The 20,919-nt window shown below is 62.4% G+C and carries 18 protein-coding genes and 1 tRNA gene; 12 read left to right on the plus strand and 7 right to left on the minus strand.

Annotated features, from left to right (window positions below; genetic code table 11):
* The first annotated feature begins 625 nt into the window (after positions 1-625).
* Positions 626-701: transfer RNA gene (locus AB2B41_RS00005), tRNA-Thr, on the plus strand.
* Here AB2B41_RS00005 and AB2B41_RS00010 read toward each other — a convergent pair.
* Genes AB2B41_RS00010 through AB2B41_RS00020 form a run of 3 tightly spaced genes read right to left on the minus strand, consistent with a single transcriptional unit; the run spans position 702 to position 4,695 of the window.
* Positions 702-1,487, minus strand: coding sequence for a carnitinyl-CoA dehydratase (locus tag AB2B41_RS00010; RefSeq protein WP_367875673.1), 786 nt, complete (start codon positions 1,485-1,487; stop codon positions 702-704).
* A complete protein-coding gene (locus AB2B41_RS00015) occupies positions 1,484-3,535 on the minus strand; it encodes an acetate--CoA ligase family protein (RefSeq protein ID WP_367875674.1) in 2,052 nt (683 codons plus the stop codon). The genes AB2B41_RS00010 and AB2B41_RS00015 overlap by 4 nt, the downstream gene beginning before the upstream one ends.
* On the minus strand, positions 3,535-4,695 hold the full coding sequence (locus AB2B41_RS00020; protein ID WP_367875675.1) for an acyl-CoA dehydrogenase family protein: 1,161 nt from the start codon (positions 4,693-4,695) through the stop codon (positions 3,535-3,537). Before AB2B41_RS00020 ends, AB2B41_RS00015 begins: the two co-directional genes overlap by 1 nt.
* A gap of 167 nt (positions 4,696-4,862) precedes the next feature.
* Between AB2B41_RS00020 and AB2B41_RS00025 the strand changes: the two genes are divergently transcribed.
* Genes AB2B41_RS00025 through AB2B41_RS00035 form a run of 3 tightly spaced genes read left to right on the plus strand, consistent with a single transcriptional unit; the run spans position 4,863 to position 8,194 of the window.
* The gene (locus tag AB2B41_RS00025; protein WP_367875676.1) at positions 4,863-5,504 is read left to right on the plus strand and encodes a CmcI family methyltransferase; all 642 of its coding nucleotides are present in this window, start codon (positions 4,863-4,865) and stop codon (positions 5,502-5,504) included.
* Position 5,505: 1 nt separating this feature from the next.
* On the plus strand, positions 5,506-7,317 hold the full coding sequence (locus tag AB2B41_RS00030; protein WP_367875677.1) for a hypothetical protein: 1,812 nt from the start codon (positions 5,506-5,508) through the stop codon (positions 7,315-7,317).
* On the plus strand, positions 7,310-8,194 hold the full coding sequence (locus tag AB2B41_RS00035) for a sulfotransferase family protein (RefSeq protein WP_367875678.1): 885 nt from the start codon (positions 7,310-7,312) through the stop codon (positions 8,192-8,194). Before AB2B41_RS00030 ends, AB2B41_RS00035 begins: the two co-directional genes overlap by 8 nt.
* Here AB2B41_RS00035 and AB2B41_RS00040 read toward each other — a convergent pair.
* On the minus strand, positions 8,146-8,874 hold the full coding sequence (locus AB2B41_RS00040; RefSeq protein ID WP_367876172.1) for a hypothetical protein: 729 nt from the start codon (positions 8,872-8,874) through the stop codon (positions 8,146-8,148). The two genes, AB2B41_RS00035 and AB2B41_RS00040, sit on opposite strands and share 49 nt — an antisense overlap.
* On the opposite strand from AB2B41_RS00040, the gene AB2B41_RS00045 reads away from it, so the two are divergent.
* Both AB2B41_RS00045 and AB2B41_RS00050 read left to right on the plus strand, forming a co-directional pair.
* Positions 8,848-9,276 (plus strand): glycosyltransferase, encoded by a 429-nt coding sequence (locus AB2B41_RS00045; protein ID WP_367875679.1) that lies wholly within the window; start codon positions 8,848-8,850, stop codon positions 9,274-9,276. The genes AB2B41_RS00040 and AB2B41_RS00045 overlap by 27 nt on opposite strands.
* Positions 9,273-10,502: a glycosyltransferase gene (locus AB2B41_RS00050; RefSeq protein WP_367875680.1), complete on the plus strand. Its 1,230-nt coding sequence runs from the start codon at positions 9,273-9,275 to the stop codon at positions 10,500-10,502. Before AB2B41_RS00045 ends, AB2B41_RS00050 begins: the two co-directional genes overlap by 4 nt.
* 15 nt (positions 10,503-10,517) lie before the next feature.
* Here the strand turns inward: AB2B41_RS00050 and AB2B41_RS00055 are convergent, their stop codons facing one another.
* The gene (locus AB2B41_RS00055) at positions 10,518-12,629 is read right to left on the minus strand and encodes a calcium-binding protein (RefSeq protein ID WP_367875681.1); all 2,112 of its coding nucleotides are present in this window, start codon (positions 12,627-12,629) and stop codon (positions 10,518-10,520) included.
* An 18-nt stretch (positions 12,630-12,647) separates the two neighbouring features.
* Complete coding sequence (locus tag AB2B41_RS00060; RefSeq protein ID WP_367875682.1) at positions 12,648-13,238, minus strand: hypothetical protein; 591 nt, start codon at positions 13,236-13,238, stop codon at positions 12,648-12,650.
* Positions 13,239-13,452: 214 nt separating this feature from the next.
* Here AB2B41_RS00060 and AB2B41_RS00065 point away from each other — a divergent pair, with 214 nt between their 5' ends.
* The 5 genes from AB2B41_RS00065 (at position 13,453) to rfbA (ending at position 18,015) form a co-directional block, all read left to right on the plus strand.
* A complete protein-coding gene (locus AB2B41_RS00065; RefSeq protein ID WP_367875683.1) occupies positions 13,453-14,445 on the plus strand; it encodes a DUF2793 domain-containing protein in 993 nt (330 codons plus the stop codon).
* Between the two features lie 246 nt (positions 14,446-14,691).
* The gene (rfbC, locus tag AB2B41_RS00070) at positions 14,692-15,261 is read left to right on the plus strand and encodes a dTDP-4-dehydrorhamnose 3,5-epimerase (protein ID WP_367875684.1); all 570 of its coding nucleotides are present in this window, start codon (positions 14,692-14,694) and stop codon (positions 15,259-15,261) included.
* Positions 15,258-16,298 carry a dTDP-glucose 4,6-dehydratase gene (gene rfbB, locus AB2B41_RS00075; RefSeq protein WP_367875685.1) on the plus strand — a complete coding sequence of 347 codons (1,041 nt, stop codon included), beginning with the start codon at positions 15,258-15,260 and terminating at the stop codon, positions 16,296-16,298. Before rfbC ends, rfbB begins: the two co-directional genes overlap by 4 nt.
* On the plus strand, positions 16,295-17,146 hold the full coding sequence (gene rfbD, locus AB2B41_RS00080) for a dTDP-4-dehydrorhamnose reductase (RefSeq protein WP_367875686.1): 852 nt from the start codon (positions 16,295-16,297) through the stop codon (positions 17,144-17,146). Before rfbB ends, rfbD begins: the two co-directional genes overlap by 4 nt.
* Complete coding sequence (gene rfbA, locus AB2B41_RS00085) at positions 17,143-18,015, plus strand: glucose-1-phosphate thymidylyltransferase RfbA (RefSeq protein WP_367875687.1); 873 nt, start codon at positions 17,143-17,145, stop codon at positions 18,013-18,015. Before rfbD ends, rfbA begins: the two co-directional genes overlap by 4 nt.
* A gap of 3 nt (positions 18,016-18,018) precedes the next feature.
* On the opposite strand, the gene AB2B41_RS00090 is transcribed toward rfbA, so the two are convergent.
* Entirely contained in the window at positions 18,019-19,473 is a 1,455-nt protein-coding gene (locus AB2B41_RS00090) for a mannose-1-phosphate guanylyltransferase/mannose-6-phosphate isomerase (protein ID WP_367875688.1), read from the minus strand.
* A 204-nt stretch (positions 19,474-19,677) separates the two neighbouring features.
* On the opposite strand from AB2B41_RS00090, the gene AB2B41_RS00095 reads away from it, so the two are divergent.
* Entirely contained in the window at positions 19,678-20,694 is a 1,017-nt protein-coding gene (locus tag AB2B41_RS00095) for a threonine/serine dehydratase family protein (protein ID WP_367875689.1), read from the plus strand.
* Positions 20,695-20,919 lie beyond the last annotated feature (225 nt).

Genomic DNA, 20,919 nt, shown 5'->3' on the forward strand with positions numbered 1-20,919 from the left:
CCGACGGCGCGGCATGCTGTCTGCACATCACTGCCCTCCGAAAGCTTCAGTTCAATCTCACGCAGAAGCTTCAGGACCTCTTCGTCTGAGTACCGTTTCCGAGCCATTCTCTGTCCCCCTCTCTCGGCCATCGTAGTGGCCCAGTTCTAGGGGGGAAGGACAAGATAGGGTAGTACTCTAGGCTTTACATTTGAACCCGCTTCAGTTCCAGCGTTTGGTGCAATGCCTTGCAATGACCTCAGGATTATCAACTCATAGTTCGCCATCGATGAAACCGAGGATAGGCATTCTCCGAGGCCTTACTGCCGTTAGTTGTCGAAATGTGGTTAACACTATCCGGGTCTGAACTCTGGCAGAGGTCATGTTAAGTGATATCGTACAGGGCCCTTGTCCCATGCCCCCCCCCCTGTTTCAGCTCTGAGATAGCTTAAGTGTGCTTCACTTTTGAACTCCCTTGTGAAGCTTCGGTTGGCACACATTTGGTACACATTTGTGGCTATTTGTGTTGTTGACAGAGTTCGGAGCTTTGTGCTTCCTGACGATAGGAACGCTCAGTGCAAACCTAAGGTAGACGTCGCAGGTCAGTACAAATCTCTGATTTTTAACGGTTTATGGCGTCCAGGAAGCCGCTGTAGCTCAGCTGGTAGAGCACGTCATTCGTAATGATGGGGTCGGGGGTTCGAGTCCCTTCAGCGGCACCACTATTTTCCCTTCCAAACCGGATCGCGCTTCTCCGCGAAGGCGCGTGCGCCCTCCATCTGATCCTCGGACGCATAGAGCGTGTCCACCGTGCGCAACTGCCGCTTGGTGATGCGGTTCATGGTGTCCTGGAACTTGCTGTCTTCCGCGTCACGGACGATTTCCTTGATCGCGGCGTAGACCAGCGGGGGGCCGGAGGCGAGGAGTCTGGCGAGGTCCCATGCGCGGGGCAGGAGCTGATCGGGGGTAGTGATTTCGTTGATGAGGCCCCAGCCTTTGGCCTCGTGCACGTCGAACCAGCGGCCTGTGAGCAGAAGCTCCATGGCGATGTGGTAGGGGATGCGTTTTGGGAGTTTGACCGAGGCCGCGTCTGCGACGGTGCCGGAGCGGATTTCGGGCAAGGCAAAGGTGGCGTGATCGGCGGCGAGGATCATGTCGGCGGAGAGCGCCAGTTCCAGACCGCCGCCGCAGCAGATGCCGTTGACGGCGGCGATGATCGGTTTGTTCATGTCGCGCATTTCCTGGATGCCGCCGAAGCCGCCGACGCCGTAGTCACCATCGACCGCGTCACCGTCCGCGGCTCCTTTGAGGTCCCAGCCGGGGCAGAAGAATTTCTCGCCCCCGCCGGTGATGATGGCGACGCGCAGGTCTGGGTCGTCACGGAACTGCTGGAAGGTTTCGCCCATGATGCGCGAAGTGGCGAGGTCGATGGCATTGGCCTTGGGGCGGTCGAGCGTGACTTCGAGGATCGCGCCCTCGCGGCGGGTCTTGATGGGGCTGTCGGTCATGTTTTGTCTTCCAGAGTGATCAGGGCATCGGCGGCGACGGCGCGGTCAGGAGTGCAGATGAGCGGGTTGATTTCAACCTCCGCCACGGCGTCGGGGCCGTTCAGCACGTAATCTTGCAGGGCAAGGATCGCGGTTTCGATCTCGTAGAGGTTCGCGGGGGGGTTGCCGCGGAACCCTGTGAGCAGCGGGTAGATGCGCAGGGATTTGAGGGCGTCGTGAATGTCGCCTTCGGTGACTGGCAGCAGACGCGTAGCGGTGTCGCGCAGCAGTTCGGTCCAGATGCCTCCCGCGCCGATGGTGAGCGCAAAACCATGGGCGGGGTCGCGGGTGATGCCGATGAGGAGTTCCGCGACGCCACCCGTCACCATGCATTCGACAAGGACAATTTGAGTGCCGATGTCGCGGGCGGTGCTTTCCCAGTCTTCTTGCGCAACGTTCAGGCGCACGGCTCCGGCCTCGGATTTATGCGCCATGCCTTCGCCCTTGATGGCGTAGGTGTCTGAGTAAAAGCAGTCGCCGGTGTGCTCGGTTCTTGGGTCGGAAATCGGGGCGATGCCATCGGCCCGTACCTCATATCGGCAGGACCAAGGGACGATGACACCGTGGCTGGCGATGCGGGCTTTTGCCTCTGCCTCGGTGAGGGTCCGGGTATCGTCTATTGCCGGGGCTGGGGCGACGGGCAGTGCATGGGGCGGACGGATGCGCGCGGCGGCTTCAGCTGCGGCGAGTGCCTCGTCAAGGCCGTGAAGTGGCGTGACGCCGCCTGCCATCAGTTCGGCGGCAATGTCTGGTGGCATGAGCTCCGACAGGCTGGCGACGATGGCAAAGGGGCGTCCGGTCTGGGCGCGGACGGCGAGGGCGGCGTCGACGGTACAGCGCCATGCGCTGCGGTCGGTGGTGGGGTAGTCCACGACGCTGAGCGTCAGGTCGATGCCGAGCGCGCAGATGGCGGACCACGCTTGCGTCATGCGCGCGACATCGCCCCAGATGTAGGTGTGGTAGTCCAGCGGATTGCTGAGCGCGACCATGGGGCCGAGTGCGGCGCGCAGGCCGGTTTTCTGTTCGGGCGTGAGGGGCGGGAAGGTCAGGTCGCGCGTCGTTGCGAGATCTGCGACCAAGCTGGCCTCCCCGCCCGAGCAGCTGATCGAGGCGAGCCAGTTCCCGGCCAGCGGGCCGTTGCAGTGCAGGAGCTGGAGTGTTTCCAGCAGAATCGCGGGTGTGGTCACGCGGGCGATCCCGAGCCGGTCGAGCAGCGCCTGCGCACCCGCGTCTGATCCGGCGAGGGAGGCGGTGTGGGACACGGTGGCGGCGCGGGCCTGTTCGGAGACGCCTGCCTTGAGGACGACGAGGGGGACGCCCCTTGCGTGCGCGTCGCGGGCGAGGGTTTCCCATTCTGGGATATTTCCAAAACCTTCGACATGCAGGCCGATGGCGGTGACGCGGTCGTCGTCGAGCAAGGCGCGGGCGATCTGGGCCTGGCTGGTCTGCGCCATGTTTCCGCAGGTGATGGCGTAGGCGATGGGCAGCGCGCGTTGCTGCATGGTGAGGTTGATGGCGATATTGGAGCTTTGCGTCAGGATGGCCACGCCGCGATCCACCGGGATGCACCCGTGCTGGTCGGGCCAGATGACCGCCGTGTCGAGCGCGTTGACGAAGCCGTAACAGTTGGGCCCGAGGATGGGCATGTTGCCTGCGGCCTGCACCAAAGCGGCTTGCAGGTCGTTCGATGTGTCGTCCTCCGCCGCAGCCTCGGAAAAGCCCGAGGCGAAGCAGACGGCACCGCCTGCATGCGTTTCGGAAAGGGAACGGACAACATCAATCGTTGCGTTGCGGTTCACGCCGACGAAGGCCGCGTCGGGGGCGCGGGGAAGTTCGGTGAGTTTCGCGAATGCCTTGATGCCAGCGAATTCCTCTCGGGTCGGATGGACCGGCCAGATGTCCCCGGTGAAACCGAATTTCCGGCATTGCTCGATCACGTTGGCGCACCAAGTTCCGCCGCCGATCACGGCGATGGATTGGGGTTGCAGCAGGCGCGACAGGTCGCGCATCAGGCCCCCAGAGGGCGCATAAGGTCGCGCGAGATGATATGGCGCTGGATTTCCGAGGTGCCGTCCCAGATGCGTTCGACGCGGGCGTCGCGCCAGAAGCGTTCGATGGGGAAGTCGTCCATCAGGCCCATGCCGCCGTAGATTTGCAGCGTGGTGTCGGTGACCTTCGCAAGCGTTTCCGAGGCATAGACCTTGGCCGATGCGATCTCGCGGTTCGACGGCAGGCCCTGATCGAGGCGCCATGCCGCGGCGAGGGTCAGCCAGTCGGCGGCGTCGATTTCGGTGATCATGTCGGCGATCTGAAAACCGACGCCCTGGAATTTGCCGATCTGCTGGCCGAATTGCTTGCGTTCGGCGGCGTATTTGAGGGCGTAGTCGAAACACCGCCGCGCGCGGCCGACGGAGAAAGCGGCGACCGTGAGGCGTGTCGCGTAGAGCCATTCGTTCATCACCGCGAAACCGCCGTCTACCTCGCCCAGCACCTGCGCGTCGGAAAGGCGGCAGTTGTCGAAGTCGAGGATGCAGTTCTTGTAGCCCCGGTGGCTGACGGAGTTGTAGCCCTTGCGCACCTCGAAGCCCGGCGTGCCGCGATCGACCAGGAAGGTGGTGATGCGTTTCTTGGGGCCCTTGGGGGTGTCGTCGACTCCGGTGGCGACGAAGACGATGAAGAAATCCGCGTGATCGGCGCCGGAGATGAAGTGTTTCGATCCGTTGACGACCCAGTCGCCGCCGTCACGCACAGCGGAGCATTTCATGCCGCGCACGTCCGACCCGGCATCAGGTTCGGTCATCGCCAGCGCGTCCATCCTTTCGCCCCGCACGGCGGGCAGCAGGTAGCGTTCACGCTGTTCGGCGTTGCAGGCCATCAGGATGTTCTGGGGGCGGCCGAAGAAATGGGTGAGCGCCATGGAGCCGCGGCCAAGCTCACGCTCGACCAAGGTGAAATCAAGGTGGGAAAGGCCCGCGCCACCGACCTCTTCAGGGAAGTTGCAGGCGTAAAATCCAAGGTTGATGACCTTTTGCTTGATCTCTTCGCCCAAGCCTTCGGGCACTTCGCCGGTGCGTTCGACCTCGGCCTCGTGGGGATAGATTTCCTTTTCCACGAAGCTGCGGACGGTGGAGACGATCATCTCCTGTTCTTCGCTGAGGCCGAAATGCATGGGGTCTTCCTTTGGTCGTCTTTGGGCCGACCTTAGGCGGATCGGCCCGGAATACTATCCAGAAAACGCCGCCATTAATCCCCTGTTTACCGTTTTCAGGCGAGAAGAGAGCGGGTAGGGCAACCGCGCCAGCGCCCCAAAGGCGGATGGCAGGCAGAAGGCTGACAATGATCCGATCTTTCAAGACACCTTTCACCCGGCCCCAGCTTGGGGCCTACCACAACGGCGTGATGCAGTATCACTATCGCGACGTGATGTGTAACAAGTCACCCATCGACATTGCGCTCTATCTGCATCTCTTTCACGCGGTGCAGCCTGCGACGTTCATCGAGATCGGGACGAAATTCGGTGGCTCCGCGCTGATGTTCCGCGACATGGCCAAGATGTACGACATGGAGACGCAGATCGTCTCCATCGACCGGGCGCCGCCGATGGTCGATCAGCGGTTCAAGGGGATACGATTTGTGCAAGGCGGCGTGATGGCGCTGGAGCGGACGTTCGAGGCGCATTGGCTCTTCGATCTGCCGCGGCCGTGGATCCTGTCGGAGGAAAGCGCGCATACCTATGACGCTTGCATGGCGGTGCTGGATTTCGGGGCGCGGCATCTGCTGGCTGGCGAATACCTGATCATCGAGGACGGCGTGTTGGCCGAACTCGATCTCGCCGACCGTTTCGATGGCGGGCCAAGCCGGGCACTGGCCACCTACCTCGACCGGTATCCAGAGGTCTATAAGATCGACACAGCCTATTGCGACATGTTCGGCACCAACGCCACCACCAATCCCAACGGCTACCTGAGAAAGCTCTGAGATGGCATTGGCAGAGGCCCGGCAAAGCGCATCCCTCTTCGCAGAAGATATTCGTCTTGTGATCTGGGACCTGGACGAGACATTCTGGGACGGCACGTTGACCGAGGGCGGGATCAGCTACCGGATGGATCACCATGCGCTGGTGGTCGAGCTGGCGAAACGCGGGATCTTGTCGGCGATCTGCTCCAAGAACGATCTCGCGCCTGTCGAGGCGTTGCTGCGGGACAAGGGGCTTTGGGACTACTTCGTCTTTCCCAGCATCGACTGGACACCGAAAGGCCCACGTATCCAGCAGATGCTTGCGCAGATCGGACTGCGGCCTGCCTCCGTCCTCTTTCTTGACGACAATTCGATGAACCTCGCCCAGGCCGCGCATATGAACCCCGGCCTGAACACCGGCGCACCCGCGCTGATCGCGCAGCTTAGCGATGCGCCGCAATTGCAGGGCAAGGCAGATACCGAGTTGACACGGCTGGCGCAGTACAAGGTCAAGGAGCGCAAGGCGGAGGCAGCGCAAACTCTCGGGGGCGATACCGTAGCGTTTCTGCGCCAGTCGAATGTGCGGGTCTTCATCGACCATGACGTGGAGGCGCACCTTGATCGGGCGATCGAACTGATCAACCGCACCAACCAGCTCAATTTCACCAAGAATCGCCTGCCGGACGATATGGAAGCGGCGCGCAGAGACCTGCTTGCGCTGCTTTCGCACAATACGACAGACGCGGGGCTGATCCGGGTCCGGGACGATTACGGCGACTACGGGTTTGTCGGCTTCTACCTGACACGACGATTGAACAACGCCCGGCGGCTGGAGCATTTCTGCTTTTCCTGCCGGACGCTGAACATGTTCATAGAGCATTGGACCTACGATTTTCTGGGCCGCCCCGTGTTGACCCCCATTGGGGAGGTGCTCTCTGACCCCACCGATCCGGATGTCGTTGTCGACTGGATCACCCCCGCTCCTATCGAGGCGATGGCAAGCGATGCGCCCGCTCCTGTCTTGCGGTTCGACCGGGTATTCGCGCGGGGAGGCTGCGATCTTGCCAGCCTCATGCACTACTTCACCCTGCACACCGGGCACCTCGTGGAGGAGTTCAACCAGCCCCAGAACGGACAGATGCTCCGCCGCGACCACACCGCATTCCTGACGCCCGCCCTCGGGGGCGGGCTGACCGGCGACCAGCTGCGCGCGGCCGAGGCTTTGGGCTATTCAGCGCTGGATTTCGAAAGCGCGCTCGGGTCGATCGCTGCGGGCAGGCCGCTCATTTTCCTCAGTTTCTGGGCCGACGCAGATATCCCGGTCTACCGACACCGGGAAAGCGGTCTGCGCGTGCCCTACTGGCTGGTCGGCGCGCAAAACCACGATCTTATTGCCCGTCAGGACCTCCGGGAGGCGGTGGCCCGTACGGATGAGCAGCGGAAGCGGTTGGAGACGCTCTGCGCCGACTTTGTCCATGAAGGCCTCTTGGGCGAGGATGAGATGCGGCAGCGTTATGCCCGTATCCTCGATGCGATGCCACCAGGGTCGACGGTTGTCCTGATGTTGGCAAATGAACGGGGGCCCATGCACTACCAGCTTCCTGATCGTCCGCTGCATCCGCACCACGCGCGTCTCAACCGCATCCTGCGGGAGATCGCGCAGGGGCGGGAGCGGGTGATTCTGGTCGATCCGGCGGATCATATCTCGGGACCGTCCGACCTGATCGACCTCAATCATTTCAAACGTCCGGTCTATCATCGGCTTTACCGTGATATCCTGGGGCGGTTGACGGAGCTCTCGGAAGCCGAGGCGGAAGGTCCTGAACATGAGTGAACCGCGTCTCTTCCCCGGTCTTTTCCTCAGCGTCGGTGCCATGAAGGCAGGCACGACCTGGCTTTATGCGGTGCTGGCGCGGCATCCCGCGCTGCACTTCGCGATGGAAAAGGAAATTCACTATTTCTACCACCGCTTCGTCAATCCCGGCCAGTTGAGCGAGGCCTACCGACTGCGCGAGGCGCGCAACCGTTACCTGTTCCGCTTCGATCCCGAAAAGGCGAACATCGACGTTATCCGCGCAAACCTACGCTGGGTCGGGTCCTACCTTGAACGCCCGGTTGACGATTACTGGTACCGCAACCTGTTTCACATGCGCGACGGGCATGCCTATGCCTGCGACTTCTCGAACCTGCACGCGCAACTCCCACGCGAGGCTTGGCCGCAGACCGCGCGCAAATGTGACCGGCTACGGGTCTTGTTCACCATGCGTGATCCGGTTCAGCGGCTTTGGAGCCACACGAAGTTTCACCTGCAGATCACGGGCCATCTGGACAAGCTCGATAGCTGGGGGCCGGAGGAGTTCAACGAATTCATTCGCAGACCTCATATATGGGTAAATGCCGAATACGGCGTGATCCTGCGGAACCTGCGCGCGGGACTTACGCCGGAGACGCTCAAGGTGCTCTTTTACGAAGACCTGCACGCCGATCAGCGAGCAACCCTGCGCGGGATCGAAGACTTTCTCGGTATCCCGGCGTTCGACTATCCGCAATCGGTCCTCGATGGCCGGTTCACCGAAAGCGTGAAGCATCGGATGCCCGTTTTCTTTCCCGATCTCGTGGCCAGTGACGTGCGCCGCATCTGCAAGGAAGTTGCGGCGGAGGGTTACAGCATCCCCGCGGGATGGAGCGCAGGCCTGCCTGTCGGGGCGTGACGCAAAAGCTCGCGCGTCCGACGCAGTAGTTCAAGGTCGTCTTTGTTAGTCTCAAGCAGAACCTGCCGCATGTCAGGAGACATGGATTGGCCGGCGGCCTTACCCGAGGCGTTCGCCTTGACCGGTTGCCAGGTGAACGCGGGATGATATCGCCGCGCGACGTCCTGCAGCCGCGCCATCGCACCAGCGAAGTCCGAGACAAGGCCGAGGACACCCGCTTGCATGAGTGCCCGCAAGGCAGCGCAGGCACGGTCAAGCTCTGACCCCGGAACATCCGGTGCCATCGCGGCCAGCCGCTCGGTCTGGAAGTTGCGGCATTGCCGGTCCCCGGGCAGCGACAAGCGCGCATGTACATAGCCTGGAAAGCCATGCTGTTTCGCCAGGATCGCGCCTTGCGTCTGCGCGTCCTGACCCCGCTCGAAACGGTAGGCAGATGCGATCCGCTCGGCCGGGTCGCGCAGGAGGAGGACGGGGATGACCTCAACGCCGGGCAGTTTCGGCAGCGGGCCGATCAGGGTATGTGTGGAATAGGCAACGCCATTGGCACTCTGAACGATCCAATCTCCAACCGCCTGCGCATTCACGCCGCACTCGGTGTCGAACTCGCGTGACAGCCAGCGCGTGCCAAAGTTGTCGCGCAAGATAGGCTTCTGGTGCTCGGTCATTTCGACAAGCGCCATCTTCCCGAGGGTTTGGTGAGTCAGATCGAGTCCGTCAAATTCACCGGTTATCAGAAATATTTGGAGACTCTGCGCCGGGCCGACAGCGCGGTGATGCCGCTCTGTGACGATATCTTCAATCGCTGCAAAAGCGCCGTGCGCGTCCTCGATGCGGCGGCGGTCGGCGTCCCCTCGATCGTCGGGGGCGTCGGCGATCTGGCGCAGGTGGTGCGCGACGGGGACACCGGACACATCGTGCGAAGCACGGAAGGGTGGCTGGAGGCCCTCCGGGCACTGGCCGAAGATCCATTGGGGGCGCGCCGGATGGGTCGGGCCGCGCGTGACGATCTTGATCGGCGCTGGGCTGCATCGGATGCCTCGCACATCTTCGCACCCGAGCTGATCGACTGGGTCGAGGGATGACCAAGCGCCATATCCTTGTGGCGAACGTCTTCTTCGCTCCTTTCAGCTACGGCGGGGCGACGGTGGTGGCTGAACAGGTTGCGCAGGCGCTGATCCGGCAGGGGGCGTTCCGCGTCACTGCGGTATCGCTTTGTGCGCGAAGCGATCTGGCGCCTTACGTTGTCATGAAATCCCAGCAAAACGGGATCGAGAATTATCTCATCAACGTTCCAGCGGGCAGAGGTTACGGGGCGATGTACGACAACCCCGAAGTCACCGCGCGGCTGGCCGAGCTGATCCATGCGCTTGAGCCCGATCTGATTCACGCGCATTGCATTCAGGAGATCGGCACCGGGCTGATCTCGGCCGCCGAAGCCGCGCAGGTGCCGGTAATCCTGAGTGTGCATGATTTCTGGTGGCTTTGTGAAAGGCAGTTCATGATCCGTATGGACGAGACCTACTGCGGCCAATCCCCGGTTCGCATCGAGGGCTGCAAGGGCTGCGCGGAGAATTTCTGGGCGGCCAAGATGCGCTTCAATCACTTGCAAGACATGAGCCGCAAAGTGGCCGCCGTCACCTATCCCAGTGCTTTTTCCCGGAACCTGAGCGAGGCCTCGGGCTTTGCCCCCGGTCTCGGCGTGGTCTGGGAAAACGGTGTCCGCCCGCCAGGCGAGGCGTTCTTTGTCCGGCAGCGGGACAGGCGCCGGAGGGACGGGCGGCTGACCTTCGGGTATCTTGGCGGTCCATCACAGATCAAGGGATGGCCGCAGATCAAACGCGCCTTCAAAGGCCTCAGTCGGCAGGACTTTCGTGGCATCGTTGTCGAGGGAAGCCTTGACGGCAGCTGGTGGCGCGAAAGCGATCTCGCAGGTTTGTCCGGAGATTGGTGCATTCATCCCCGGTTCAACCAATCGACGATGGACGCGTTCTATGCAGAGATCGACGTGCTGCTCTTCATGTCACAGTGGAAGGAAACGTTCGGCCTTGCCATTCGCGAGGCCATCGCGCGGGGAATTGCCGTGATCCAGACCGACAGCGGCGGCACGGTGGAGCATCCGGCAGTTGTCCCGGAAAAACTCATTCCCATCGGCGCCTCCTCGGAGGGCCTGCGCCAGGCGATCGAGACACAGCTGAGCGACTACACCCGTGTCCGGCCTCCCCACGCTGTTAGCAGCTTCGACGATCAGGCGCGCGCCTTTACGGCGATTGCGAACCGGGTTCTTTTGGCATTCGCCCGGGCTGCCTGACCTTTCGGCACCGGTTCAAAAGGTGAAATCATTCTCGTCCAGGTCCTCAATCTGGACGTTGCGCAGCCGGATCGAATTGCCAGCGCCGGTATTGATCACCACGTCCGCGCCGGACTGGCTGGCAGCTCCCATCACATCCTGGAACGTCCTGAGCCCTGAGACATTGCTGAGGTCGATCACCTCGTTGACATTCTCCGTCTCGAAATCGGCCACCGTGTCCTGTCCGTGGCCGTCGGAGAAGACGAACTCGTCCGCATTGAAGCTGCCGTAGAGCAGGTCGTTTCCTTCGCCGCCGATCACGGTGTCGAAACCGGCACCGGCATAGATCGTATCCTCGCCTGTGCCGCCATCGACGATGTCGTTGCCCTGCCCGCCAAAGAAACGGTCTCCCCCTTCGCCGCCCCAGAGCGTATCGTTGCCCTCTTGCCCGAAAAGTCCGTCGCCCGCATCACCGCCGAAAATCTGGTCATCCCCCCGCCCGCCGAACAGGCGGTCAAAGCCGAAGCCGCCCAGCAGCGTGTCATTGCCATCCTCGCCGTAGAGGTTGTCGGACTGGTGTCCGCCATCAAGGATGTCATCGCCGTCGCCGCCATTCAAAAGGTCAAAGCCTGCGTTACCGAAGAGCGTGTCGTTCCCGCCTTCGCCAGAGACGCCATCCACGCTGAAGCCCACGTTGCTGCCGGCGCTGAGCCAGTCGTTGCCCTCGCCGCCGTAGATGCGGTCGGGCGCGTCGCCGGCCCAGACGCGGTCGTCCCCGTTGCCACCGGTTATCTGATCGAAGCCGTCGCCACCGAGGATGGTGTCATTCCCGTCACCACCATCGAGGGAATCCGCAAAGGTACCGCCTGAGATCGTGTCGTTTCCGCCCCCTCCGATGATCGTGTCGAAACCGGCCGACCCCATCAGCAGGTCCGCATCGCCGCCCCCGTCGATCAGGTCGTTTCCGCCCTCGCCGTCGATCCGGTCAACACCCCAGCCCGACTGGATCGAGTCGTTGCCCCCGCCGCCGAAGAGGCGGTCGTTCTGACTGCCTGACTGGATCACATCGGCGCCGTTCGTGCCGATGAAGTCGTTCTGCCCCCGTGTCAGCGTGAAGGTCGGTTCGTTCTGCCAGGGGGCAGAGAGCGTGTCCGGGTTGGTGCCCGATGGGTTCTCGATCACACCGGGGTTCGGATCGGGCCGCGGATCGCCTGTGCCGCCCGGATAGATTGCAGGGTCGGTCTGGATGCGGTTGCCGACGATAAGGTTGGAGCTGTCGAAGTCGGTTGCCCTGAGCGCCCGGCCATCGGCGGAGCGCACTTCGAGGATTTCCGAACCGATGCGAATTTCGGCGCCCCAGCTGCGCTGGGTGATGGTCATGGCGCCGAGGCCGCTCAGCTGGCTGAAATCGGTCAGGTCGATCCGGTCGAAGCCAAGCTGGAAGTCGCTGATCACGTCGCGCGCACCATCCTCGACCAGAACGAAGGTGTCACGCCCGCCGTCGCCGCGCAGAACATCAGCATTTGCGCCGTCGAGTAGAATATCGTTGCCGAAACCGCCATAAAGCTGATCGATACCGGATGCGCCCGAGAGCACGTCGTCGCCGGAGGTTTCCTGGAGCCGATTGCCCGCGTTGGTGGCCCCCATGGTGACGCCGAGGTTCGGGAGGGCGGCGGAGAATTCGGCGAGATAGGGGGCGGTTTCGGTCGAGACCCAGAGACGGATACCGTCGGGCGTGGCCATGGCATCGAGCGAGGTGATCGCGCGCAGGGGCGTCTCGATGGAGCCGGGGATGGCATCGATGTGCTGAAGGCGTCCGCCGGGCAGCATGCTAAAGAGGTTCACACCGCTGTCGGAACCTGCGGCAAGGACGAAGTTATGACCGCCAATTGTGACGCTGGTCACGTGGCTCGCGTCAGCGAAACGGGTGTCGCGGCTGTCGATCAGGTGATCGACAGGGACCATGCCGTTCGGGGAGACCTGAAAGGTCGTCAGCGAATCGCTGCCAGCGCCTGCGACCACCACATAGAGCTTGCCATCGGCCGCTGACGTTACCGCGACTGCGCCCGGGCGATCCACCCAGAAGCCCGCGCCAGTGCCCACGTCCGTGACATGCTGCATGGTGCCGTTCGTGCCTTGCTTGAACATGCTGATAGTATCGGCCCCCTAGTAGGTGACGAAAGCGTAGGTCTGCCCGTCATGCGTGGCCGTGGCGATGCCGGTCGCGCGTTCGCCCTGCATCGCGGCACCCTGATAAATGTTCGAGACGTTCAGCGTGCTGCCCGCGCCGAAGGAGATATTGACGAGGCCGCCCGTGCGCAGCGCCCCAAGTCCGGTGGAGCCATCGTTGATCAGCTCCATCTCGGACAGGCCGCTCAGATTGCGGCCTGCGGCGGAGAACGACAGGCTGCCGTCGATTGCAGCACCGAAGCCGTCGCTGTCCAGGCGGATGCCGGCCAGGTTGCTGTTGTTCAGTCCCGCCATGAAGAGCTGTTGGGTATTGCCCACCTCGCGCAACACCAGATCGGTGGTTTCAAGCTGCAGGAACTCCGGCCCGATCCGCCAGTGTTGTATCAGCGATGACTGCCCGGGCGTCCTCCCGAGATCATAGGCCGATAGCCATCCGTCGCCCCGTGTCGCGGCAAAAAGCATCGGCCCGCGTGCGCCATCGACGATCCGGATATCGTTCAGGCCCACAAGGCCGAATTCCTCTGCCGAGAACAATGCGCCGTGCTGTGAGAAAGTGGCTCTGACCATAAGACCGCTCCGACAAGACAGGCTGCGGAGTGTCGTCAGAAAGGTGCGGCACATGCGGTCGATTGATGGCGGTTTCTGGGCGCTTTCCGCGGATTTTAGAAGATCAATGTTGCCTCAATTTGCGCGCGTCCGAGCGGTGGTCTCAGCCGATCTTTACGCGCTTGCCACAGGGTGCGCGCCATTCGGATTTCATTCACGCATCAAAGGACAGCATATGTCGCAGACGTCCCCCATTCTTTCGCTGCCCTACATCCAGCCCGCGCAGGCGCAAAAGCATGTCACCCACAACGAAGCCCTCCGCATTCTGGACGCGGTCACCCAGCTCAGTGTGATCGACACCACGCTGACCGCGCCACCGGGTCAGCCTGCGCCGGGCGATCGCTATATCGTGGCGCAGGGCGCGACAGGCGCCTGGGCCGGGCAAGATCAGAACGTTGCGGTCTGGGTCGACAGCACCTGGCAGTTCTTTGCGCCCGGCGTGGGCTGGCGCGCGGATATCGCCACGACGGGCGATGAGGTGCGGTTTGACGGGACGGACTGGCAGAGCACGGCGGGGGTGCTGAACCTGCAGAACGTGCTTGCGGTGGGCATCAACACGACGGCGGATGCGACGAACAAGCTGGCGGTGTCCTCGAATGCGACGCTGCTCAACAACGCGGGCGGCGGCCATCAGCTGAAGCTGAACAAGGCGACGGCGGCGGATACGGCCAGCCTGCTGTTTCAGACGGGGTTCTCGGGTCGGGCAGAGATGGGGACGGCAGGCAACGACAATTTCTCGGTCAAGGTCAGCGCCAACGGCTCAGCCTTCAAGACGGCGATCAACGTCGATTCGGCTACTGGCGGGGTGCAGTTCCCGCAAGGGCAGTCCTATTTCTCCGACGTGTTCATCCTGAACGATTCCGTCTGGTCGGTGAACATCCCGTGGTCGAACCCGTCGCGCATCATGCTGTGGCTGAGCGTGAACCTTGAGGGTCGCTTTTATCTTGTCGCGATCAGCGGGACGTTGACGGGGGCGAGCAACTTTGGCCAGATGTTCGCAAACCCGCCGGGGACGCTGACCTATTCGACAGGGGTGCTGACCGGGACGACCGGTGCGGCGGGCAAGATCAACCTGTCCATCGACAACAGCGGCAGCGTGCCCAAGCTTTACGTCGAGAACCGGCTTGGGTCGAACCGGCTGTTCACGCTTTCAACATTGGGGAAATGAGATGAGCAAGAGAGACGCAGTGGAACCGGTCTATCGCAGCGTCATGCTGCCGGGGCTTGGACGGGTCGAAATACCGGAGGGCTTGAGCGAGGAAGATGTCCTCGCCCAGGTGTTGGGCGGGGATGGGATAGTGACGCAACGCCGCCCCGGAAAACCAAGAAAAAGACGTAAAACCGGCGTTAAACCGTTCCCTCCACCCTGTTGGTGTCTTACCAATGGACGCCAAACAGGGATGGAGCAGACCCCGTGGACTTTCTGACCGAGACGAAGCTGCCCGGAGTGGTGTTGCTGAACCCGCCACGTTTTGGCGACGCGCGCGGATTTTTCAGCGAAAGCTGGAACCGCAAGCGGATGCTGGAGCACGGGATCGATATTGATTTCGTGCAGGACAATCATTCGATTTCGGCGGCGGTGAACACGGTGCGCGGGCTGCATTTCCAGTCGCCGCCCCATGCCCAGGCCAAGCTGGTGCGTTGCGGGCGGGGGGTGCTCTTTGACGTGGCGGTTGATGTGCGCAAGGGCAGTCCGTCCTTCGGGGAGTGGGTTGGCTACGAGTTGTCGGCCGAGAATGGTTTGCAACTGCTCATTCCCGAAGGGTTCCTGCACGGTTTCGCGACCCGCGTGCCGGACACCGAGATCATCTACAAATGCAGCGATTACTATTCCCCCGAATGTGACGGTGCGGTCCGGTTCGATGATTCCGATATCGGGATCGAGTGGGGGTTGAGCGGCGAGGCGGTGCTTTCCGAAAAGGACCAAAAGGCACCGCTGATGGCTGATTTCGACAGCCCCTTTGTCTACGAGGGCGCGTCATGAAGATACTGGTAACAGGGGGTGCGGGGTTCATTGGATCGGCGGTCGTCAGGCTCGCGGTAAGCCTGGGCCATGAGGTGATCAATCTCGACGCGCTGACGTATGCCGGATGTCTCGACAACGTGGCGTCGGTGGCCGACAGCAGGTTTTACGCTTTTGAGCATGTCGACATCCGTGATCGGGCCGCGCTGGACCGGGTTTTTGCCAGGCATCGCCCCGAGGCGGTGATGCATTTGGCGGCGGAGTCCCATGTGGACCGCTCCATCGACGGCCCTGGCGATTTCATCGAGACGAACATCACCGGGACCTACAACATGCTCGAGGCCGCGCGCGGCTATTGGGTGGGGCAGGGCAGGCCAGAGGGGTTTCGGTTTCATCACATCTCGACCGACGAGGTTTATGGCTCGCTCGGCGAAGAAGGGATGTTCACCGAAGAAACGCCCTATGATCCGCGCTCGCCCTATTCTGCGTCCAAGGCGGCGAGCGATCATCTGGTACGGGCATGGCACGAGACTTACGGGCTGCCGGTGGTGCTGACCAATTGTTCGAACAACTACGGGCCGTTTCATTTTCCGGAGAAACTGATCCCGGTGGTGATCCTGAACGCACTGGCAGGCAACGAAATCCCCGTCTACGGGCAGGGGCTGAACGTGCGGGATTGGCTTTTCGTCGAGGATCACGCCGACGCGTTGCTTCTGGTGCTGGAGAAGGGGGCGCTGGGCCGCAGCTACAATATCGGCGGGGAGAACGAGGCGCGGAACATTGATCTGGTCAAGACGGTCTGTACCATACTGGACCGTATGCTGCCAAAGGATGCGCCTTATGCAGACCAGATTACTTTCGTTCAGGACCGGGCGGGGCACGATCTGCGCTATGCCATCGACCCCAGCCGCATTCGTAACGAGTTGGGCTGGCGTCCCTCGGTGACGCTGGAGGAAGGGCTGGAGAGGACGGTGCGCTGGTACCTGGAAAACGAAGACTGGTGGCGCGCCCTGCAATCGCGCGACGGCGTGGGCCAACGTCTGGGAACCAAAGCATGAACATTCTCGTCTTGGGCAAGACCGGGCAGGTCGCGCGTGAACTGGCGCTGTTGCCGGGGACGGCCTGCATCGGGCGGGACGAGGCGGATCTGCGGGTGCCGGAACAATGTTCCTCGGCGATCCACGCCCATGTGCCGAGCGCCGTGATCAACGCGGCGGCCTATACGGCGGTGGACAAGGCGGAAGAGGAAGAGGCGCTTGCGACATTGATCAACGCCGACGCGCCCGGCGTGATGGCACGGGCCTGCGGGTCGCTGAACATTCCTTTCGTGCAGATTTCGACGGATTACGTATTTGCAGGCGATGGTGAGCGCCCCTGGAAGCCCGATGACCCGACCGGCCCGCTGGGGGCCTATGGTCGCTCAAAGCTGAAAGGTGAGGAGAAGGTGCGCGCCGCAGGCGGGACCCACGCGATCCTGCGCACGTCCTGGGTGGTGTCCGCACACGGCAACAACTTCGTCAAGACGATGCTGCGCCTTGGGGCAGAGCGCGAGACGCTGAACGTGGTCGCAGACCAGATCGGCGGGCCGACGGCGGCGCGGGATATCGCGCGGGCCTGCCATGGCATCTGCGAGGCTTTACGCACATCACCTGAGAAGTCCGGCACCTACCATTTCTCTGGCGCGCCGGATTGCTCCTGGGCGGATTTCGCGCGCGAGATTTTCGGGCAGGCGGGACTGACCTGCCAGGTGAACGATATCCCCTCGTCGGACTACCCGACACCGGCACGCAGGCCGCTCAATTCGCGCATGGACTGCACCGCGACCGAAGCGGCCTTCGGCATCGGCCGACCCGACTGGCGGGCGAGCCTCAAAGATATTCTCCACGACCTCGGAGCGCTGACATGACCAAACGCAAGGGCATCATTCTGGCCGGTGGATCGGGCACGCGGCTTTACCCGATCACCATGGGGATCAGCAAGCAACTGCTGCCGATCTACGACAAGCCAATGATCTACTACCCGATCTCGGTGCTCATGTTGGCGGACATCCGCGAGATCGCGATGATCACCACCCCGCAGGATCAGGAGCAGTTCCAGCGCTCGCTCGGTGACGGCAGCCAGTGGGGCATTTCGATTACCTACATCGTGCAGCCTTCGCCCGACGGGCTGGCGCAGGCCTATATCCTGGCGGAGGATTTCCTTGCCGGTGCGCCCTCGGCGATGGTGCTGGGCGACAATATCTTCTTCGGTCACGGCCTGCCCGAGCTTTTGGCGGAATCCGATACGCATACCGAGGGCGGGACGGTGTTCGGCTATCACGTCTCGGACCCCCGCAGGTACGGTGTTGTCGGTTTTGACAAGGCGGGCGTGGCACAGACGATCATCGAAAAGCCCGAGAATCCCGCGTCGAATTACGCGGTCACCGGGCTCTACTTCCTCGATGGCGAAGCCCCGCGGATGGCGCGCGACGTGACACCGTCGGCGCGGGGTGAACTGGAGATCACGACGCTTCTTGAGATGTACCTCGCCCAGGGTAACCTGCGGGTGAAACGTATGGGACGCGGCTATGCCTGGCTCGACACCGGAACACACGGGAGCTTGCTGGATGCGGGGAACTTCGTGCGCACGCTCACCCAGCGGCAGGGGCTGCAAACAGGATGTCTGGAAGAAATCGCGCACGAGCGCGGCTGGATCAGCGATGAGGACCTGCTAAAGCGCGCCGAGATGTTCGAAAAGAACGACTACGGCAGCTATCTTAAGGAGTTGCTGAAGTAACGGTCAGCCCTTCGCTCCCTGCCCCCGGGCATAGACGTCTTCATAGCGGACGATATCGTCCTCACCCAGATAGCTGCCGGTCTGCACCTCGATCAGCTCCATCGGTGTGTCGCCCGGGTTCTCCATGCGGTGGATGGCACCCAGCGGGATGTAGACGGATTCGTTCTCATGCACCAACTGGACCTTCAGGTTGTCCTTGTCGGGGCCCACGGTGACCTTGGCGGTACCCACCACGACGATCCAGTGTTCTGACCGGAACTTGTGACTTTGAAGGCTCAGGGCGGCACCGGGGTTCACCACGATGCGTTTCACCTGGAATGACTTCGACAGGATCAGCGTCTCGAAAAAGCCCCAGGGGCGGTGATCCTTGGGGAAATTGTCCGCCTGAGGCACGTGCGCCGCCCGCATCTGTTTGACCACGTCGCCAAGGTTGGCGGTGCGGCTCCGGTCCGCGACCAGCACCGCGTCCTGCATGGCAACGGCGACGATGTTCTGCAGGCCAAGGCCCACCAGTTGCACCGCACCGCTTTCCGAACGCAGCAGCGTGTCCTTGCAATCGACCGCATGCGCCTTGCCTTGAAGGGCGACGCCCTGCGCGTCCCGTTCAGCATGCTGATGCACGGCATTCCAGCCGCCCATGTCGGACCAGTCACCGTCGTGTGCGACGACCGACAGGTTATCGACCTTTTCCATGATCGCGAAATCGACCGAGATATCTTCGCATTTGGCCCAAGACTTGGGATCGAGGCGCAGGAAGCCAAGGTCAGGCTGTGCTTCGTTGACGGAGGCCTGAACCTGCCCGCGCATCTCAGGCTGGTGGTTGGCGAAGGCGTCGATCAATGTCCGCGCGGAATACATGAAGATGCCCGCGTTCCAAAGGTATCCACCCGCGGCAAGCATCCGCTCAGCCTCGGCCAGTTCCGGTTTCTCGACGAACCGCTTGAGCGGCCGTGCGCCATGCGCCGCGCCCTCGCCCAATTCGAGGTAGCCAAAACCCGTCTCTGGCCGGTCCGGGGTGATGCCGAATGTGACGATCTGACCCGCGCGCGCGGCAGCAACGCCACGATGCACGCTCTCGCAGAAGCGGTCTGCCTTGGTGATGTAGTGATCCGACGGGGCAGCCAGCATCAGCTGATCCGGATCGTCCTTCGCCGCGACCAGCGCCGCCGCCAGCAGGGCAGGCGCGGTGTTGCGTGCCTCCGGTTCAATCAGGATCGCACCAGGGTCGATGCCCGCATCGTGCAACTGCTGGGTCACGATGAACCGGAAATCGGAATTGGTGACAACGATCGGCGGGGCGAACCCCTCACCTGCGAGCCGCTTGCTGGATTGCTGGAAAAGGCTGCCCTCACCAATCAGGTCGATGAACTGCTTGGGAAAGCTTTTCCGCGAGACCGGCCAAAGACGTGTCCCTGATCCACCGCAAAGGATCACCGGGGTAATCTCGTTGGTTGTCATCGCCTGTCCTTTTCGTCCTTGCGCCCGGTCGCGCCGCTGAGACGCCCCCTGTTAGGCTGCCGCGGCACCGAGTTGCAAGCGACAATACCCCAGGGGATGGTCGCAACATGCAGGTTTTTGCCAAGCCATGAATTTTGTTGACTTTTGCGACGCAAAAGACCCGCATTGAAGGGTTGGAAAGTACATTCGGGGAGACTGGAAGTCATGCAGGCGGCAGAAATCGGCACGATCTCGCTGGAGGCCATTCGGACACGGGCGGCGGAGCTGGCGCAAAGCGTGCGGCGCACACCGGTCATCCCGCTTGAAACTGCCTTGGTGGATACGGCCCTCGATGGGGGTTCTGTCATGCTCAAGCTGGAGTGTTTCCAGCACACCGGCACCTTCAAGGCGCGGGGTGCCTTGTCGAATGTTCGGGCGATCCCGGAGGGCAGGAGGGCATTCGGCATCACAGCGGCCAGCGCGGGAAACCACGCCATTGCGGCGGCCTGGGCCGCGCGCATGGCCGGGCTGTCGGCCAAGGTCGTCATGCAGGACAATGCCAATCCCTTCCGGATTGCCCGCGCCCGCGAAGAGGGGGCCGAAATTGTTCTCAAAGCCCCGGGTGCCGAGACATTTGCCGAGGCTGAACGGCTGGCCACGGAAGAGGGACGCACCTTTATCCATCCGTTCGAGGGCGAGGGCACGATCCTCGGGACCGCCGGTGTAGGGTTGGAGTTCATGGAGCAAGTCCCCGACCTTGATGCCGTGATCGTCACCGTAGGCGGCGGCGGGCTGATCAGCGGCATCGCGGCAGCCGTGAAACAGATCAATCCAGCCTGCAAGGTCTATGGCGTTGAGCCCGAAGGCGCGGCCAGCATGTCGAAATCCCTCGCGGAAGGTGCACCCGCGACGCTGGACAAGGTTCAGACCATCGCCGACAGCCTTGGCGCGCCGATGGCCTTGCCGCTGGGCCACGCGCTCTGCCAGGCCTTCGTGGATGACATCGTGACTGTCAGCGACGACGCGATTTGCGCGGGCATGGTGATCTTTCAGCAGGACGCCAAACTGGCGGTGGAACCTGCGGCGGGGGCCGGGCTTGCGGGGCTTTTCGGTCCGCTCAGGGGCAAACTCGCTGGGAAGCGGGTCGGCGTCGTGGTCTGCGGGGCGAATATCGACGCAGAGACCTACGCCGGTCAGCTGATGCGCGGGGTCGAAAACATGGAGCTTCTCACCCGGGTCTGATCGCTCCCACTGACCGTCCCGCAGCCGTCGTTCTGTTTTGTCTGAGAAGCGGCAGTTCGTGGTACCATCAAACGCCAGGTTTCGTGACGTCCCCGGTTCAACACAGGAACTGCGGTGGGGGTGCATGGCAACCGAAGCCAGACGCGGAACGCGCGACAGCCGAGGCGATGTTGACGCCATCGCGCGGGCGGTGTTCGGTGTGGTGCAAATCATCCCACGGAAAGG

Source organism: Sulfitobacter sediminis, from assembly GCF_040811725.1.
Taxonomy (GTDB): Bacteria; Pseudomonadota; Alphaproteobacteria; order Rhodobacterales; family Rhodobacteraceae; genus Sulfitobacter; species Sulfitobacter sediminis.